Source organism: Streptomyces sp. NPDC059455 (assembly GCF_042750115.1).
Taxonomy (GTDB): Bacteria; Actinomycetota; Actinomycetes; order Streptomycetales; family Streptomycetaceae; genus Streptomyces; species Streptomyces endocoffeicus.
In genome coordinates, this window is record NZ_JBHYVB010000116.1 from 16,688 (window position 1) to 32,152 (window position 15,465).

General features: G+C 70.7%; 10 protein-coding genes, 1 tRNA gene and 1 pseudogene. 7 read left to right on the forward strand and 5 right to left on the reverse strand.

Translation table 11 applies throughout. From position 1 onward, the window contains the following. Nucleotides 1-227: 227 nt before the first annotated feature. Together ACFXB5_RS33030 and ACFXB5_RS33035 are read left to right on the forward strand one after the other, a co-directional pair. Nucleotides 228-1,376 (forward strand): glycine betaine/L-proline ABC transporter ATP-binding protein, encoded by a 1,149-nt coding sequence (locus tag ACFXB5_RS33030; RefSeq protein WP_385214819.1) that lies wholly within the window; start codon nucleotides 228-230, stop codon nucleotides 1,374-1,376. Continuing rightward, nucleotides 1,369-3,990 carry an ABC transporter permease/substrate binding protein gene (locus ACFXB5_RS33035; protein ID WP_385214821.1) on the forward strand — a complete coding sequence of 874 codons (2,622 nt, stop codon included), beginning with the start codon at nucleotides 1,369-1,371 and terminating at the stop codon, nucleotides 3,988-3,990. The genes ACFXB5_RS33030 and ACFXB5_RS33035 overlap by 8 nt, the downstream gene beginning before the upstream one ends. A gap of 222 nt (nucleotides 3,991-4,212) precedes the next feature. On the opposite strand, the gene ACFXB5_RS33040 is transcribed toward ACFXB5_RS33035, so the two are convergent. Continuing rightward, nucleotides 4,213-4,380: a hypothetical protein gene (locus ACFXB5_RS33040; RefSeq protein ID WP_385214824.1), complete on the reverse strand. Its 168-nt coding sequence runs from the start codon at nucleotides 4,378-4,380 to the stop codon at nucleotides 4,213-4,215. Nucleotides 4,381-4,508: 128 nt separating this feature from the next. On the opposite strand from ACFXB5_RS33040, the gene ACFXB5_RS33045 reads away from it, so the two are divergent. Next, nucleotides 4,509-5,246, forward strand: coding sequence for a helical backbone metal receptor (locus ACFXB5_RS33045; protein ID WP_385214828.1), 738 nt, complete (start codon nucleotides 4,509-4,511; stop codon nucleotides 5,244-5,246). 23 nt (nucleotides 5,247-5,269) lie between these two features. On the opposite strand, the gene ACFXB5_RS33050 is transcribed toward ACFXB5_RS33045, so the two are convergent. Next, nucleotides 5,270-5,929: a TetR/AcrR family transcriptional regulator gene (locus ACFXB5_RS33050; protein WP_385214831.1), complete on the reverse strand. Its 660-nt coding sequence runs from the start codon at nucleotides 5,927-5,929 to the stop codon at nucleotides 5,270-5,272. A 185-nt stretch (nucleotides 5,930-6,114) separates the two neighbouring features. On the opposite strand from ACFXB5_RS33050, the pseudogene ACFXB5_RS33055 reads away from it, so the two are divergent. After that, nucleotides 6,115-6,828: pseudogene (locus ACFXB5_RS33055) on the forward strand (alpha/beta hydrolase); the annotation flags it as partial. Nucleotides 6,829-7,023: 195 nt separating this feature from the next. Beyond that, a complete protein-coding gene (locus tag ACFXB5_RS33060) occupies nucleotides 7,024-7,758 on the forward strand; it encodes a virginiamycin B lyase (protein ID WP_385214853.1) in 735 nt (244 codons plus the stop codon). A 308-nt stretch (nucleotides 7,759-8,066) separates the two neighbouring features. Here the strand turns inward: ACFXB5_RS33060 and ACFXB5_RS33065 are convergent, their stop codons facing one another. Then, nucleotides 8,067-11,345 carry an amidohydrolase family protein gene (locus ACFXB5_RS33065; protein WP_385214856.1) on the reverse strand — a complete coding sequence of 1,093 codons (3,279 nt, stop codon included), beginning with the start codon at nucleotides 11,343-11,345 and terminating at the stop codon, nucleotides 8,067-8,069. Nucleotides 11,346-11,711: 366 nt separating this feature from the next. On the opposite strand from ACFXB5_RS33065, the gene ACFXB5_RS33070 reads away from it, so the two are divergent. Then, nucleotides 11,712-12,662 (forward strand): alpha/beta fold hydrolase, encoded by a 951-nt coding sequence (locus tag ACFXB5_RS33070; protein ID WP_385214833.1) that lies wholly within the window; start codon nucleotides 11,712-11,714, stop codon nucleotides 12,660-12,662. Between the two features lie 16 nt (nucleotides 12,663-12,678). Here the strand turns inward: ACFXB5_RS33070 and ACFXB5_RS33075 are convergent, their stop codons facing one another. Together ACFXB5_RS33075 and ACFXB5_RS33080 are read right to left on the reverse strand one after the other, a co-directional pair. Beyond that, a complete protein-coding gene (locus ACFXB5_RS33075) occupies nucleotides 12,679-13,581 on the reverse strand; it encodes a transketolase family protein (protein ID WP_385214836.1) in 903 nt (300 codons plus the stop codon). A 30-nt stretch (nucleotides 13,582-13,611) separates the two neighbouring features. Beyond that, a complete protein-coding gene (locus ACFXB5_RS33080; RefSeq protein WP_385214839.1) occupies nucleotides 13,612-14,313 on the reverse strand; it encodes a transketolase in 702 nt (233 codons plus the stop codon). A 227-nt stretch (nucleotides 14,314-14,540) separates the two neighbouring features. Here ACFXB5_RS33080 and ACFXB5_RS33085 point away from each other — a divergent pair. Then, nucleotides 14,541-14,617 (forward strand) — tRNA-Pro (locus tag ACFXB5_RS33085). The last annotated feature ends 848 nt before the right edge of the window (nucleotides 14,618-15,465 follow it).

The following is a 15,465-nucleotide window of genomic DNA, read 5'->3' on the forward strand; positions in this document are numbered from 1 at the left end:
CGCGTCACGAACCTGACTATGCACTACCCCACTGACACCGATCTCGAGGATAATGTGAAGTGGATCACCGTTTGGTTTACGCCAAACCGATCGGGGCAGGCGCGCCCCCGGAGCGAACCCGTTCAGTGATTCAACTATTGCGGCGGTCAGCGGTCCTATGCCGTTCCGCTCCACGACCCGCCGGCGGGGGTGGCGGGTCGTTTTTTGGTGCGATCTGAGAGGTACATGTGGCCAAATTGCGAGCCGAACGCCTGTACAAGGTGTTCGGCAGACGACCCGATGAGGCGGTGGCGCGGCTGGAAGGCGGCGCGGACCGCGAGGAGCTCCGAGCGAACGGTACGACCGCAGCGGTCGTCGATGCCTCATTCGCCGTCGAGGCGGGCCAGATCTTCGTCGTCATGGGTCTGTCCGGGTCCGGCAAGTCCACTCTGCTGCGGATGCTGAACGGTCTGCTGGAGCCGACCGCCGGGCGCGTGCTCTTCGACGACGACGACCTGACCGCGTTCACCCCCAAGGGTCTGCGCGAGGTCCGGTCCCGCAAGATCAGCATGGTCTTCCAGCACTTCGCCCTCTTCCCGCACCGCAGCGTCCTGGAGAACGCCGCCTACGGCCTCGAGGTGCAGGGCGTGCCGCGCGAGGAGCGGGTCCGGCGCGCCACCGAGGCGCTGGAGATGGTGGGCCTGGCCGGCTGGGAGAAGTCCTGGCCCGATGAGCTCTCCGGTGGTATGCAGCAGCGCGTCGGCCTCGCCCGGGCCCTGGCCACCGACGCCGACATGCTGCTGATGGACGAGTCCTTCAGCGCGCTGGACCCGCTGATCCGCCGCGATATGCAGGATCAGCTGCTCCAGCTCCAGAAGCGGCTCAAGAAGACCATCGTCTTCATCACCCACGACCTGAACGAGGCCATGCGGCTCGGCGACCGCATCGCCGTGATGCGCGACGGCCGGATCGTCCAGATCGGCACCGCCGAGGACATCCTGGTCACCCCCGCCAACGACTACGTCGCCTCCTTCACCCAGGACGTGGACCGCAGCCGGGTGCTCACCGCCGGCGCGATCATGGCCGAGCCGGATGAGGTGCTGGGCACCAAGACCGACGACGGCACCACGCTCCGCACCGCGCAGGACGTGCTGGCCGCCGCCCCCGCCACCGTCACCGAGGGAACCCCGATCATCGAGCTGTTCCAGCCCTGCTCGCGCAGTGGAGTCGCGGTCGCCGTCACCGACGCCGACGGCGCGCTCACCGGCGTCGTCACCCGCGCCCGGCTGCTCGCCGCCCTCGGCGAGCCGGACGGCGGGCCCGGCGGGGCCCAGCCGCCGGCCGGTGGCACTCCGGACGCGCCCGAGACCACCAAGAAGGTGATCACCGGTGCCTAGGCTTGAGCTCGGCAGCTGGATCAACTCCGGCGTCAACTGGCTCCGAGACAATCTGAGCTGGCTCTTCGACTTCATCTCCAACGTCGTCCAGGGCATGTACGACGGGGTGAACACGGTGCTCAGCGGCCCCGAGCCGCTGCTGCTCGCGGGCATCCTGGCGCTGCTCGCCTGGTGGCTGCGCGGGCTGCTGCCCGCCGTGCTCGCCTTCCTGGGATTCGCCCTCATCGACTCGATCGAGTTGTGGGGCGAGGCGATGAACACCCTCGCACTGGTGCTGGTCGCCGGTGTGATCACCATCGTGTTCGCGGTGCCGCTCGGCATCTGGTCCTCGCGCAACCGCGCGGTGAGCGCCGTGATCCGTCCGGTGCTGGACTTCATGCAGACGATGCCCGCCTTCGTCTACCTGATCCCCGGCATCTTCTTCTTCGGCCTCGGGGTGGTCCCCGGTGTCGTCGCCACCGTCATCTTCTCGATGCCCCCGGGCGTCCGCATGACGGAACTGGGCATCCGGCAGGTGGATGCGGAGCTGGTCGAGGCGGCCGACGCCTTCGGCACCCATCCGCGCCGTACCCTGCTGCGTGTCCAGCTCCCGCTGGCCCTGCCCACCATCATGGCGGGCGTCAACCAGGTGATCATGCTGGCGCTGTCCATGGTCGTCATCGCCGGTATGGTCGGCGCCGAGGGCCTGGGCTCCACCGTCTTCCAGGCGATCAGCTCCGTCGATGTCGCCATGGGCTTCGAGGGCGGTATCGCGGTGGTCATCCTGGCCATGTACCTGGACCGGATGACCAGCGCGCTCAATCAGCGCGTCTCCCCGCTGGCCCGCCGCGCGCTGGCCAAGGAGAAGACAAAGGCGCTCAGCGGCCTGAAGGTGCTGCACTGGCGTCCCGCGACCTCCGTCGCCATGGTCGGCGTGGTCGTCCTGGCGCTGGTCGCCGGCGGTATGAGCATGTTCGGCGGTGACGACGAGGGCCCCAAGGTCTCCGCCAACGTCGGCAAGGGCCAGTCGGTCAACATCGGCTACATCAACTGGGACGAGGGCGTTGCCTCCACCTTCCTGTGGAAGGAGCTCCTGGAGCAGCGCGGCTTCAAGCCGAAGGTCCAGTCGTACGACGTCGGCGCGCTGTACACCGGTATGGCCGCGGGCAACATCGACTTCGAGACGGACTCCTGGCTGCCCACCACCCACGCCTCGTACTGGTCGAAGTACAAGAGCAAGCTGGAGAACCTCGGCTCCTGGTACGGCCCCACCTCCCTGGAGGTCGCGGTCCCCTCGTACGTCAAGGGCGTCAAGACCCTGGAGGACCTCGAGAAGAAGTCCAGCACCTTCAAGAAGAAGATCGTCGGCATCGAGCCCGGTGCCGGTGAGATGAAGCTGATGCAGGACAAGGTCATGCCGGGCTATGGGCTGAACAAGGACTTCAGCCTGGTCAAGGGCTCCACCGCGGCCATGCTCTCCCAGCTGGACCGCTCCTACTCCAAGAAGGAGCCGATCGCGGTCACCCTGTGGTCCCCGCACTGGGCGTACGACAAGTACAAGCTCACCAAGCTGAAGGACCCCAAGGGCGCCTTCGGCAAGGGCGACCACATCGACACCCTCGCGCGCAAGGGCTTCTCCAAGGAGAACCCGCAGGTCGCCAAGTGGATCAAGAACTTCAAGCTGAAGGAGAAGCAGCTCACCAGCCTGGAGTCGGCCATCCAGGACGCCGGTAAGGGCAAGGAGCAGCAGGGCGTGCGCGCCTGGCTGAAGCAGAACCCGGGCATGGCCAACAAGCTCGCCCCGGTGCCCGGCGGCGCCGACCAGAAGGGCAAGGACGCGGGCGCCGCGCCGATGATCGGCTACTTCCCGTGGGACGAGGACATCGCCACCACCTACCTGTGGAAGAACGTCCTCGAGCGGCGTGGCTACAAGCCGGAGATCAAGCAGTACGACGTCGGCTCGATGTTCACCGGAATGAGCACCGGGCAGGTCGACGTCGAGTTCGACGGCTGGCTACCGGTCGCCCAGAAGCAGTACTGGGACAAATACAAGAAGAACCTGGTCGACGTCGGGTCGTGGTACGACAAGACCTCCCTGGAGATCGCGGTGCCGTCCTACGTCAAGGACGTGAAGTCGCTCGCCGACCTCAAGGGGAAGGCCGGCACCTTCGACGGCAAGATCGTCGGTATCGAACCCGGGACCGGCGAGATGAAGCTCCTGAAGGGCACGGTGCTCAAGGAGTACGGCCTGGACAAGGAGTACAAGGTCAGTGACGGCTCCTCGCCGGCGATGCTTGCCGAGCTGGAGCGGTCGTACGCCAAGAAGGAGCCGGTGGCCGTGGTCCTGTGGACCCCGCACTGGGCCTACAGCAAGTACAAGCTGACCAAGCTCGCCGACCCGAAGCAGGCGTTCGGGGCCAGCAACCAGCTCCACACCCTCGCCAACAAGTCCTTCCCGAAGAAGTTCCCCGAGTTCAACGGGTGGCTGAAGAAGTGGCACATGACCGAGAAGGAGCTGGCGACCCTGGAGCAGGCCATCCAGGACGCCGGTAAGGGCAACGAGGAGAAGGGCGTCCAGAAGTGGATTGACGCCCACCCCGGCATCGTCGACAAGATGGCGCCGGTGGCTTCCTGATCACCGTCCGCACCACGCACACCGCGGCCCGGAGCGCATGCTCCGGGCCGCGGTGTCGTGTTGCCCCGTCCGCTGCCCCGTCCGTTGATCTGTCCCGCCCGGCGCTGTGCCGCGCCGGGCGGAGAAAACCTGTGATCCTCCCAATGCCCACTCGGGGGAGAGGCATGACCGCATGACCAAGTTCAACCGCGTCTTCCGGCGCGCCAGGGCCACGACGACCATCTACGAGGGCGGCGCCGCCGTCACCCGCGACAGCAAGTCCGAACTGGTGCTGCTGGCCGTGATGAACATGGTCGGCGAGCAGAGCCCTCCGACGACCGCGACGACCGCTTCCGCGCCCTCGTCCGTACGGTCGCCGTCGAGGACGCCGACGTCCTGGAGCTGGTGCACGCCGCCCCGGACTCCGACAAGCCAGCGGACTGGCGTAGGGGCGCGGGTGTTGGGGCGTGCGGTTGGCGCGCGCGGGCGTTGGGGCGGCCGGGCGTAGCGTACGTCTCGTCGCGGCGTACGGTGGAGCGATGAGCCCTCGCACCCCCGTACGGCGCGTGGTGTCCCTCGTGCCCTCGCTCACCGAGGCCGTCGCCGCCACCGAGCCGGAGCTGCTCGCCGGGGCGACCGACTGGTGCACCCATCCGCCCGGCCTCACCGCGGAGCGGATCGGCGGCACCAAGAACCCCGACACCGCCCGGATCGCCGCCCTCGCCCCCGATCTCGTGATCGCCAACGAGGAGGAGAACCGCCCCTCCGACCTCGCCGCCCTGCGCGCCGCCGGTCTCGAGGTCCTGGTGACCGAAGTGCGCACCCTGGAGCAGGCGTTCACCGAGCTGGAGCGGGTCCTGGTGCGCGGCTGCGGACTGGCCCGGCCCGGCTGGCTGGACGAGGCCGAGGCCGCCTGGGCGGACGTACGGGCCGCGGGTCCGGTGCGGCACGCCGTCGTACCGGTGTGGCGGCGTCCGTGGATGGTGCTGGGCCGGGACACCTTCGCCGGTGACGTCCTGGCCCGGCTGGGCGTACGGCACCTCTACAGCGCGCATCCCGAGCGCTATCCGCGGATCCCGATCCAGGAGTTGACGGCGGGGGAGGCGGATCTGGTGGTGCTGCCCGACGAGCCGTACCGCTTCACGGCCGACGACGGCCCCGAGGCATTCCCCGGCTGCCCGGCGGCCCTGGTCAGCGGCCGTCACCTCACCTGGTACGGCCCCTCGCTGGCGGAGGCGCCCGCCGTCCTTACGGCCGCGTTGGCGGCGGCGCGCTGACTGTATGAGGGCCGGGCGCGGCCTCAGGCCCGCGCGTAGTCGGCGAGGGCCGGTTCGAGCAGGGCGAACGCCCGGGTGGCCTCCGGTTCGAGGACCGCGGCGATCTCCGGGTTGGTGTGCCCCGCGAGCGTGAGGTCCAGAATCCGGCGGAACAGGACGCGATGCACCCCGGCGAGCAGGGACGCGGCCGTGCGCGCGGTGATGTCACCGGGGGCGGCGCCGGCCGCTGCGGCGAGAGCGACGGCCAGGGCCTGTTCGCGCTGGTCGTGCAGTCCGCGCAGACAGGCCGAGAGAGTGGGGCTCTCCGTGATCATGCGGGTGAACTCCGGCCCGGCGAATCCGGCGACCGGATCATGTGCGGCGACGGCGGTGAGAAAGGCGCGCCGCAGGGCCACGAAGGCGGATTCGCCGGGCTCCCGGGCGGCGACGGCGCGGGCCAGGCCGGTGACGAACTCGTCCTGGTGGTCGAGGGCCAGATCCTCCTTGCGCGGGAAGTAGTTGGTCACCGTCTTCTTGGCCACGCGCGCGGCGTCGGCGATCTCGGCGATGGTGGTGCGCTCGAAGCCCTGCGCCATGAAGAGCCCCGTGGCCCGGTCGGAGATGAGCTGCCGCGTCTCACGCTTCTTGGCCTCGCGCAGGCCGGTGGCCGCGGGGTCCGTCGTGGTGCTCGACTCGATATCCATGACCCCGAATCTTACCCTCGTAGCATATTTATGTTGACACGCAATACATGACGATTCTAACTTTACGTCCGTCGTAAAGTTTCCTCGCGGGGGAGATGAGCCAGACTCCCCGATGAGCCCGCTGCCCCCGCGAGCCCCGACCACCCACGACGGAGGACCGTTTGCCGAACGTCATCGCCGTTCCCATGGCGCCCGAGGCGGCCCGAGCGGTCCGCGACCGCCCCGACGCGCTGATCGCCGCCCCGCTCCCGGACGATGCCGAGGTGCGGGGCGACTGGGTTCGCGCGCCCGGCGCCCGCGGCGGCGCGGTGATCTATGTGCACGGCGGCGGGTTCGCCCACACGATGCCCGAGGCCGAGCGGGTGATGGCCTATCGGCTGTCGAAGGCGACCGGACGCCCCGCCCTGCGGGTGGACTACCGGCTGGCGCCCGAACACCCGTATCCCGCGGCCCTCGAGGACGTGCTGGCCGCCTGGCGCGGTGTGCTGGACGAGGGCGTCCCGCCCGCCGAGGTCGTTCTCGCCGGGGAGTCGGCCGGGGCCACGCTGGTGCTCTCCGCCCTGCTGGAGATCCAGCGGACCGGCGGTCCGCGGCCCGGTGCCGCGATCGCGGTCTCACCCGTCACCGACTTCGCCCTTACGGGTGCGTCGATCGCCGCCAACGACGGTAAGGACGTACTGAGCCGGGCCGCGCTGGGCTCCATAAGCGCCCAGTACCTGGCCGGCGCGCCCGCCGACCGGGCCCCGCAGTCGCCGCTGTACGGGGACCCGCGCGGGCTGCCGCCGCTGCTGATCGCCGTCGGCACGGACGAGGTGCTCCTGGACGACGCCCGCCGCTTCGCCGAGGCGGCCGACGCCGCCGGGGTGAGCGTGCGCCTGGAGGAGTACGAGGGCATGCCACACGCCTTCCACCTGTCCGAGCCGGGCGAGGTGCTGCTGGACCGGATCGGCCGGTGGCTCGCCGACCCGGTCCGCGTCTTCACCGTCAGCGCCCCGGACGCGGGCCCCTACGCACTCACCGGTGGCCCCGACGGCGCCCTGTGGTACACGCTGGTCCACCAGGGCGCGATCGGCCGCAGGGACGCCGACGGCCGGATCACCGTCCACTCCGTCGGAGCCAGGCCGACGATGATCGCCCAAGGGCCCGATGGCGCCCTGTGGTTCAGCGAGTACGGCACCCACCGCATCGGCCGGATCGCGATGGACGGCACGACGTCCTCCTTCGCCCCGCCGACCGCCGACGGCGGGCCGTACGGGATCGCCGCGGGCCCGGACGGGGCCATGTGGTTCACGCTGTCGGCCGCCGACCGCATCGGGCGGATCACCATGGACGGCGACATCACCGAGTACCCCGCGCCCGGAGCCTTCCCGTCCGCCATGGCGGCGGGGCCCGACGGCGCCATGTGGTTCACCCTCAACCAGGGCAACGCCATCGGCCGGATCACCATGGACGGCCGGACGACCGCCCACCCCCTGCCCACCGAGGCCGCCGCGCCGGTGGGTCTCGCCCAAGGGCCGGACGGCGCCCTGTGGTTCACCGAGATCGGCGCGGGCCAGATCGGCCGCATCACGGTCGACGGCACCGTCACCGAGTACCCACTGCCCGACCGGCAGGCCCGGCCGCACGCCATCACCAGCGGCCCGGACGGGGTGCTGTGGTTCACCGAATGGGGCCGCGGCGGGGTCGGGCGCATCACCACGGACGGCCGGATCACGGCGTACGACCTGCCCCCGGCCGACTGCGAACCGCACGGCATCGCCGCACACGACGGCGCGCTGTGGTGCGCCCTGGAGACGGGAGCCCTGGCCAGGATCGACGTCCCCCGCTGACCCTTCCGCACACCTGGCCCGGCGTGGCCTCGGCGGGGACGCGGGCCGGGGGCCCGGCGCAAGCACGAGGCCGAGCGGGCCGGGGGCCCGGCGCAAGCACGGGGCCGAGCGGACCGAGGGAGCGGGGCGGGACCGGAGTCGAGACGGGACCGGAGTCGAGACGGGACCGGAGTCGAGACGGGACCGGAGCCGAGGCCGGGCGGGCCGCGGGCCGGGCAGGGGCAGGCCTCCGGCCAGGCAGGAGCAGGCCGGAGGCCGGGCAGAGGCGGGCCAGGGGCCGAAGCCCCCGCCCCGCCCCCCCATCACCCTCAGCCGTCCACCGAGCAGCAGGAGTCACGCCGCAGCAGCCGCCCCACCTCCAGCCACTCATCCGCCGACTTCCCGTGCGGTGCCGCCGCGGCACCGGCCCCGGGGAAGGACTCGACCAGCTCGCGCTGCTCGTACGGCACCCCGCCCCGCAGCACCGACACCGTCCGTACCAGCGTGTCGAAGTCCGTGAAGGGATCGCCGTCCACGACGGTCAGGTCCGCCAGCTTGCCGACCTCCAGGGTGCCCAGGTCGCGGTCGGCGCCGAAGGCCCGTGCCGGGAGGACGGTCGCCGTGCGCAGCGCCTCCTCCGGCGACAGCCCGAACCGGTGCAGGGCGCGCAGCGCCATGTGCAGATGGAGGCCCACCGGCACCAGCGGCTGATCAGTCCCCAGGGCCACCACCCCGCCCCCGGCGAGGATCCGCTGGTAGACCCCGATCTCTATGCGCAGCGTGTTCAGCTGGTCCGAGGTCGGGGGCGCTCCGGCGAGCTGCCGTACGAGCGCGGTGTCCCACGGCGGCATCAGCCGGGTGACCCGCTCGTCCTCCGCCAGCGAGGGATCCGCCCCGACCAGGGGCGAGGCCGTGAACGGCGTGGCGATGAGCCGGAAGTCGGAGGTCGCGGTGTAGATCTCCGCCAGGTCCTGCTGGGAGTGCCCGGTCGCCGTCGTGGCGTGGCCGTACTCCAGCCGCTGGGTGGCCTGCAGATGCGTCGTCAGGTCCTGCCCGAGCTGTATGCCGGGTGAGCACAGATGGCTGCCGGTGCGCACGCCGAGCCGCTCATGCGCGAACCGGGCCGCCTCCTCCATGATCCAACCCGGTGCGCGCACATAGGTCTTGACGAAGTCCCAGTCGAGCGCGGCACCGCGCGCCAGGGAGCGCCGCAGACCCTCGCGGGTGCGATGCGCCCGGCCCATGCTGTACGCGACGCGCGGCCCGTCCAGCAGCTCGCCGGTGGCCAGCAGCCGCGGCCCGGCCAGGGCGCCCGCCGCGACGGCCTCCCTGAGGCGCGCCTGCTCATAGGCGAACCCGCCGAGGGAGACCGCGGTGGTGATGCCGTACGCGAGCTGAAGGGCGGTCTGACGGCCGCCATAGGTGTACTGCCAGGGGTGGGTGTGGGCGTCCCACAGCCCGGGGATGACGGTACGGCCGGAGGCGTCGACGCGCCGCTTCGCGGGCCGCCCGGCCCGGTGCGCCGCCACGGCCGCGATGCGTCCGCCGCGCACCACGATGTCCACGTCCTCGCGGACCGTGCCGCCCTTACGGCCGTCACGACCGGCTCCGCCGCCCTCGCCGCCGGTGCCGTCCCAGAACCGTCCGGCGTGGACGACGGTGTCCGCGGGGCGTGGCCGCCGGTGGTCCAGCGGGACACGGACCGTCCGGGCGGTGCCGCTCTTGACGTCCAGCAGCCGCAGTCGGCCCGCCGACAGATACAGGACGCTGCGGGAGTCCCCGGACCAGGAGGGGTGGTCGGCGGCCTCGTCGGTCATCCGGCGCGGCGCGCCGTCGGGGGTGCCATCCGCCCTTACCGGCAGCAGCCACAGGGCGGACTCGACGATGAGCGCCATATGGCGGCCATCGGGGGACCAGACCGGTCCGGAGTCATAGCGGTCGGAGAGGGAGGTGTGCGGTGCGACCGCGTGCTGCCTGGCCGCACCCGTGCTGATGTCGATCACCCGGATCAGGTTGTAGCCCTCGCGGAACCGCTGGTTCAGGCGATTGCGATCGCACAGGGCGACATAGCGTCCGTCGGGTGACCAGCTCGGCCGACCCGGCAGCCCTCCGGCGCCCATCGGCGCGGCGAGCACCCGTTCCGTACCGGCGTCGAGATCGCGCAGGACCAGGTTTCCCGACATGTCGATACTGACGAGCCGCTTGCCGTCGGGGGAGAGCGCCGGATGCACCCGGCCGCCGGAGGCCAGCACGGTCTCCTTGCCCGAGGCCAGGTCCCGGCGGCGCACGGCCAGCAGCCCGTCGCGGTCGTCGGCGTACACCAGGGCGCGTCCGTCGGGCGTCCAGGTGGGAGCCAGCAGATACCGGGTGGGGGCCGCCCGTACGACCCGGCGCGGGGCCCGGCCGCCGGAGACATCGGCGACCCAGAGGGAGTTGAGGGCGGCGAAGGCCACCTTATGGCCGTCGGGAGAGAGCGCGGGCAGATGCAACCCGCGCACCGGCCGCACCCCGCCACCGTCGAAGTCGTACCGCTTGACGCGATACCGGGGCCGGTCGACGGGGAGGGTGGCGGAGAAGGGGATCTCCTCGTAGGCAAGCGCCTTACGGTCGGCATCCCCACCGGCGCGCCCGGCCCGGACGGTGTCCTCACCGGCAGCGTCTCCATCGGCGCCGGACCGCCTGGCCGAGGGCATCCGGAACACCCGGAACCGCCCGTCCACGGTGAGCAGCAGCTCATCCCGCGACACCCAACGGGGCGGCACGGGCTGCACATCGCCCGTGATCGCCACCGGCTCCCCGTTCACGACCAGCGTGCAGGAGGCGGCGGGAGCGGCCGTGGTGCGCAGATAGGCGAGATGGCCGCCCGCCGACACGGACGGCGTCATCACCTGGGTGTTGGCGGTGGGGTCCGTGTGCTCGGCCGTGACCGGTCCGGTGCCGTCGGCCCGTACGGAGGCCACCGTACGGGCGTTCAGCGTCGTCCCGGCGAGCGCTCCGCGCACGAACAGCACCCGCTCGCCGTCCGCCGACCAGGTGGGGTCGAAGTCCTCCCAGGCGCCGTCCTGGAGCGGCCCGTCCTGGCCGTCCACCCCGGTGAGCCGGGTGAGCTCACCGCTGGCCACCTCCAGCACCCAGATCCGGTACGGGCTGCCCGCGACGGGGTCGCCGCCGCGCTCGGAGGCGAAGGCGATCCGGGTGCCGTCGGGCGACCAGGCCGGACCGCGGTCGTCCCACGGACCGTCCGTTCGCTGCCGCAAACCGGAGCCGTCGGGACGCAGCGTCCAGATATGAAATCCGCCGCCCCGGTAGGCGCAGACGGCCAGCAGCTTTCCATCGGGGGAGTACACCGGCCGGGTGGGCTCCAGATCGGCCGGTGTGAGCGCGACGGCCTCGCCCCCCTTACGGGCGACCGACCACAGGACGTTCTGGACCTCGGCGATCAGGCGGTCGCCGGACGGGGAGAGGGTCGCCGCGCCGTTGGTGGCGGCGGTGAAGGAGAGCGAGCCCGCCCGGGCCGGTGCGGCGGCGGCCGTCTCGAAGGGCAGGGCGGCCGCGGTGGCGGCGGCGGTCCCCACGGCGGCGGCCTGCAGAAAGCGCCGCCGCGACAGGGCGAAGACATCCGCTGTGGCGGGCGAACCGGAGGCGTCCGTCGAATCAAGGGAGTTGGGCGACCCGGAAACGCCTTCCGAACCGGGGGAGTTGGGGGACCCGGAAATGCCTTTCGAACCAGTGGAGTTGGGGGAGCTGGTGGAGAGCGAAGCGTCGTGCGAGTCCAACGGTCCTCCTGGAACAAGAGAGTTGTATGGATCGGCAGTCGATACGCGGTACCAAGCGCTTGATCGTTACACACCCGCGCCCCGGGGGACAGGACCGCGTCGATGCCCTTGGCTTGCGGGCCAGGCAAAGGGAGAGTGGGCTTCCAACCGCACCAGATCATTCGCACCAGACCGATTCGAGCCAGGAGATGAGACGGCATGCCCGACGGCGGTATCACCCACCGCACCGACCATCTGCCCATGCCCGACGGTGTGCGGGTCGTGACCTACAGCTGGCTGCCGGAGAACGGCGCCGTGCGCGCGATCGTCCAGATCGCCCACGGCGCCGCGGAGCACGCCCGGCGCTACGACCGGTTCGCCCGCTTCCTCGCCGCCCACGGGTATGCGGTGGTCGCCTCGGACCACCGCGGCCACGGAGCCACCGCCGATTCGACGGGCGGCTTCGGCGTCGTGGGCGAGGAGGGCGACGGCTGGCGGGCGATCGTCTCGGACCTGCGCGCCATCGGCGACCGCGCGCGGGCCGCGCACCCCCGCACGCCCCTGGTCCTGCTCGGCCACAGCATGGGCTCGATGCTGGCCCGCGACTGCGCCCAGGAGTACGGCGAGGAGCTGGCCGGGCTGATCCTCTCCGGGACCTTCCGCTCACTCCCGGGGACCGAGACCGAGGAGGCGCTGGCGGGCATCGCCCAGGAGATCGCGGAACGGGGCCGGAACGAGCGGTCCACCTTCACCCCGACCCTCTTCGCCTCGTTCAACGACCCGTACGAGCACATCCAGGACCGGACCGGCTTCGAGTGGCTGTCGCGCGACGCGGCGGAGGTGGCCACGTACGCGGGGGACGAGCGGTGCGGCTTCGCTTTCAGCGCCGGGCTGTCCCAGGACTGGGTCCGTGGCGTCCGTAAGATCAACGACCCGCACCACCAGGTCCGTATCCCGGCCGGGCTGCCGGTGCATGTGGCGGTGGGCACCGAGGACCCGTGCAACCAGGGGATGACGCTCGTCTACGAACTCCTGGAGGACTTCCGCTACGGCGGCACGCGGGAGCTGACCTGGAAGGGATACCAGGGGGCCCGGCACGAGATCCTGAACGAGACCAACCGGGACGAGGTCCAGCAGGACCTGCTGACCTGGCTGGAAAAGCACATCTGAACGTCGAATTCGGGCCTCACCGCAGGAAGGCGGAGATCCGCTCGCGCAACGCCACCGGATCCAGTCCCTGCCCCGCGAGATGCTCGTCGATCGTGCCGTAGCGGCGCAGCTCGCGCCGGGGAATGCCCAGGCCGAGCACCCGATGCGGGCGATCGGCGAGCGCGTCGTTCACGGCGGCGGTCGAGGTGCCCGCGAGATACGGCTCGACCAGCACGACGTCGACGCCGCCCGCCGCCGCCCCAGCGGCGGCACGCACCGCGTGCTCGTCGAAGGGCCGCACAGTCGTGGCGTAGAGCACGGTGACATCCAGCCCCTCGGCAGCCGTAAGGACGCCATCGAGCATCGGCCCCACCGCGATCACCACACCGCGGTGCCCCTCCCGTACGGTCAGGAAGCGGCCGGGGACGATGTCCCGCGGGGCGGAGTTGGAGTGCGCCGACAGCCGTACGTACACCGAGTCGTCACCGGCCGCGGCCGCGTCCCGCAGCAGGGTCTCGGCCTCGTCCGGATGGCCGGGCACATGGACGGTCCAGCCGTCGAGCGTGTCCAGCAGGGCCACATCGCCGGGCGCCATATGGGTGTAGCCGCCCGCCGGCCAGTCGTACGAACCGGCCGCGCTGACCAGTACCCCGCCCACGCCCTGATGCCCGAAGTCCAGCTTGACCTGCTCAAAGGGCCGCTCGACCAGAAAGCTGGCGAAGGTGTGCAGAATCGGCCGCATCCCGGTCAGGGCCAGTCCACCGCCGACGCCGACCAGCAGCTGCTCGCGGATGCCGACATTGATCACCCGGTCGGGATGCGCCCGGGCCGCGTCCGTGAAGCCGTCCTTACCGATCTCGGCCAGCACGACGGCCAGCCGGGGATCGCCGTCCAGAAGACGGGAGACGACGGAGGCGAAACGCTCACGCATGGTGTCCATGAGAACAGTCCCTCTCCCACTGGATTCGTGTCAGACCTTGGCCTCGACCCGGGCCACCACGACATGCGGCCGCCCCGGGTGCGACGCGGTGTACGCCTCGTACAGCGCCTCGTGATCACGCCCGTCCACGGTCACCGTGGACCACCCCGCGGCCTTAAAGCGCGCGGCGATGCCCCCGGGCCGCCCATGGCTGGCGGAGGCGTTGTCGACAACGACCGCGTGCAACCGCTCCAGCCCCACGGCCCCGGCGTACGCGATCGCCTCGTGATTGCTGCCCTCGTCCAGCTCGGCGTCACCAATGAGCACCCAGACCACCGCCCCGGAGACCCCCTGCGCCCCCAACCCGAGCGCACTCCCCACGGCCAGCGGCAACCCATGCCCGAGCGACCCACTGCTGATCTCGACCCCCGGCACCAGTACCCGATCCGGATGGTGCCCCAGCGGCGAGTCATACGCCCCGAACCCCGCCAGCAGCGACTCGGGAAAGAACCCCTTCGCGGCAAGCACCGCGTAGTACGCCATCGGCCCATGCCCCTTGGACAGCAAAAACCGATCCCGCTCCGGCGCCTCCACGCCCCCCGCCGAAACCCGCAGCACACGGTCGTAGAGCACCCAGAGCGCGTCCAGCGTCGAGGTAGCAGCCGGCCCGTGCTTCTCGTCCCCGGTCATCAGACTCATCAGCCGAGGAAGATCGTCGTACCCGTACCCGGTGTGAACGTCAGTGAAGGTCATGCTCCGAGCGTGATACTTAAACCAAACTTCAAGTCAAGCCCTTGCGTGCACCGCCCCTCTCTCCGCCCTGGATAACAGCGTGCGATGACCCGACCTCACTAGGTGAACACCCCAGCTGGTCCCGCCGGACCCCTGATCTTCGCCCGGGGTGGCAGCGACCACCCCCTGAAGTGCGGTATTGTTCTTCATGCGCGGTCGGCGAGGGCGAGCCCGAGCCGAACGAGCACCGGGACGTGGCGCAGCTTGGTAGCGCACTTGACTGGGGGTCAAGGGGTCGCAGGTTCAAATCCTGTCGTCCCGACCAGCATCATCGCAGGTCGGAGGCCGTTTCCGCAGGTAGCGGGGGCGGCCTTAACCGTTTCCGGGCTGGGAGCAAGTGGGAGCCCTCTGGGAGCCCTCGTGCTCCCAACTCGCAGACGTGTCAACGGTGCCCGATTTGTTCGTCGCCCGATCCGGTAGACCTACGGTGCCGTACCGCGCCCCTGTGTGCCGTCGTCAACCGCGGGCCCGCGAGGTCACCCCATCGCTTCGGATGCTCTGTGCATCGAGAGGCATAAGGACCCCTTGTCGGCTCCCGACCCCCTTTCGAGGTGGGAGCACGCAGTCGCGCTCCCCATGCGACAGCGGCGAACTGGAGCTACCGGCGATCTCGCTGGCTGGTTTCCGCAGGCAGGCCGTGTGCGGGCAACCTGGTCGCCGTGGACGGCCTGGGCCAAGGGGCGGCAAAGCCCCTTGGCGTCTGCCGGCAGATACGGCACTCCCAGAGTGTGAGCGCCGTATCCGGCTCTATGGCGCCGCAGCGAGACAGTCCCCAGAGGTGTCTCGCTGGAAGAAAAAGTGTGCCAAGCGGGCAAGAGTGATGGCATCGGTGAGTGAGCTTGGCGCGCTGATCGACGAGAACCCTATGCCGACGTTGCCTTTGCCGGATTCGTGTAGGTCACGCCACACGTTGATATTCGCGGAGGATGCCGCCGAGGCGATCATGTCTTGAGCAGGCGGGTGGGTGAGGGGAGCTGAGCGGACTTTTCTCGGGCGAGGGGGCGAGGGCGAGGGCGAACAGCGACAGCCCGCGCCTGAGTGAAGTGGGGGGGGGGGGCGGGGGGCGGGCTCGGGCGGATCAGAGTGGAGAATAGTGAGATCGACTCAGAGAGC